The sequence below is a fragment of the Gordonia hydrophobica NBRC 16057 genome, assembly GCF_001592365.1.
GTDB classification, from domain to species: Bacteria; Actinomycetota; Actinomycetes; order Mycobacteriales; family Mycobacteriaceae; genus Gordonia; species Gordonia hydrophobica.
The window spans coordinates 1-1,755 of the sequence record NZ_BCWU01000030.1; the positions used below are offsets into that span (position 1 = coordinate 1).

Sequence of the window (1,755 nt, forward strand, 5' to 3'; positions counted from 1 at the left end):
TCCGGACGTCGACGAACACGACACCGGTACTCACGCCGAAACTCGGCCTGGTCCGGCAGACCAGCACCGTCGTCCGGCGACAGTTCCGGCTGATCTGGGCGGACAAGGGCTATCTGGCGGTCCTCGCCCTCATGCCGATCATTCTGGGCGTGTTGACGCTGGTGATCCCCGGTGAGAAGGGGTTCACTCGCGACGACCGGCCGCTCGGCGAGGTTCCCAAGGACACCGGGGAGGCGTTGCAGATTCTGACGGTGCTGGTGATCGGCGCCGCCTTCATGGGCACCGCCCTCGCCGTCCGCGACCTGGTCGGCGAACGCGGCATCTTCGAACGCGAACGCGCCGTGGGCCTACGCCCCGGCGCCTACCTCACCGCCAAGATCACCGCCCTGTGCGTCGTCACGACCGTGCAGGTGGTGATCATGCTCGGCCTCACCTACGGCGTCCGTGCCCTTCCGACCCCCGACGGCGTCACCGAGGCCGGTACGGCGTATCCGCTTCTTCCGCCCGCCGTGACGCTCGGCCTGGCGATCATGACCGTTGCGTGGGTCAGTGTGCTGGTAGGTCTCGCAATCTCGGCCGCGGTGCGCTCAACCGAGCAGACGATGCCGCCGCTCGTCATCGTCATCATGGTGCAACTGGTACTGTCCGGGGGCTTGATCGCGATCAGCGCGACCGCGGTCAAACCGCTGACCTGGCTGCTGCCGACCTACTGGGGATACGCGAACGCCGCGCAGGCGGTGAACCTGCCGTACGTCGCGATGGACGTACCGCAGGTCAAGGCCGCCGACGGCGCGGAAGACGGCCCGATCATGTATCCACTGTGGGAACCGACGACGGTGCACGCACTGATCGCCTACGGAGCCCTGGCACTCCTCGCCGTGGTGCTGATCGGCTATGTCTTCTCGCGTCTGCGCTTGCGACGACGGTGATGCGCGAGCAGGCCTCGGCGACAGCCGAACTCACTTTCCGCGCGTCGGTCATTCTGTTGGCCGATGGTCGTGGGAAGTCTGGATAGAGTGAGCGGCGATGAACACGACAATGATCACTCCGCTGCGCGTTCAGGTCGCCCGAGCCCGGCCGCACGTGGTGCGCACGTCACCCGCCACGCTGGGACGCACACCGGACAACGATGTGGTGGTCAATCATCCGCTCGTGTCCCGGGTGCATCTCGCGTTCGAATGGGCCGGAGGGTGGCGTGTCGTCGACCGGGGGAGCACCAACGGCTTCTTCGTCAACGGCGTGAAGCAGTCGGTGGTGCACATCGATCGGCCGGTGTCGATTCGCGTCGGTGACGCCGCGACGGGACCGCTGATCGAGCTGATGCCGCAGCCGGCTCCGCGCCCCACGCCCCCGTCACCTCCTCAGTCACCTCCTCAGTCCGGCCGCACGATGGTGGCACCGGCGTCGCGACCGATGCCCGCCGGCCGCCCGACGCCTCCACCGGGACGGCAGACGCCGCAGCCGCCGTCCACCGCACCGGTCGCCGCTCAGCAGCCGCCCGGCGGTTACCGTCAGGCACCGCCGCGGTTCGGCGCACTCCCGGATGCACCGCATCTGGCCGCGCTGCACCAGAACGCCTCCGCCGTCTATGACGTCCCCGGCGAGCTCCGCCGCGACAAGACCATCTCGCTGTCCGGCGTGCAGACCATCGGTCGTACTCCCGACAACGACATCGTCGTCAGCGACGTCCTCGCCTCCCGCCACCACGCACGGATGACGAGCACATCCCAGGGCTTGCTGCTGGAGGACCTGGGT

2 protein-coding genes are annotated in these 1,755 nt (G+C 68.2%); both read left to right on the forward strand.

What is annotated here, in order from left to right; genetic code table 11:
• Window positions 1–929: ABC transporter permease (locus tag GH2_RS21060; RefSeq protein ID WP_157086194.1), on the forward strand; the 929-nt coding region annotated here is incomplete at its 5' end.
• A gap of 97 nt (window positions 930–1,026) precedes the next feature.
• The coding region (locus tag GH2_RS21065; RefSeq protein ID WP_157086195.1) for an FHA domain-containing protein at window positions 1,027–1,755 on the forward strand (729 nt) is incomplete at its 3' end.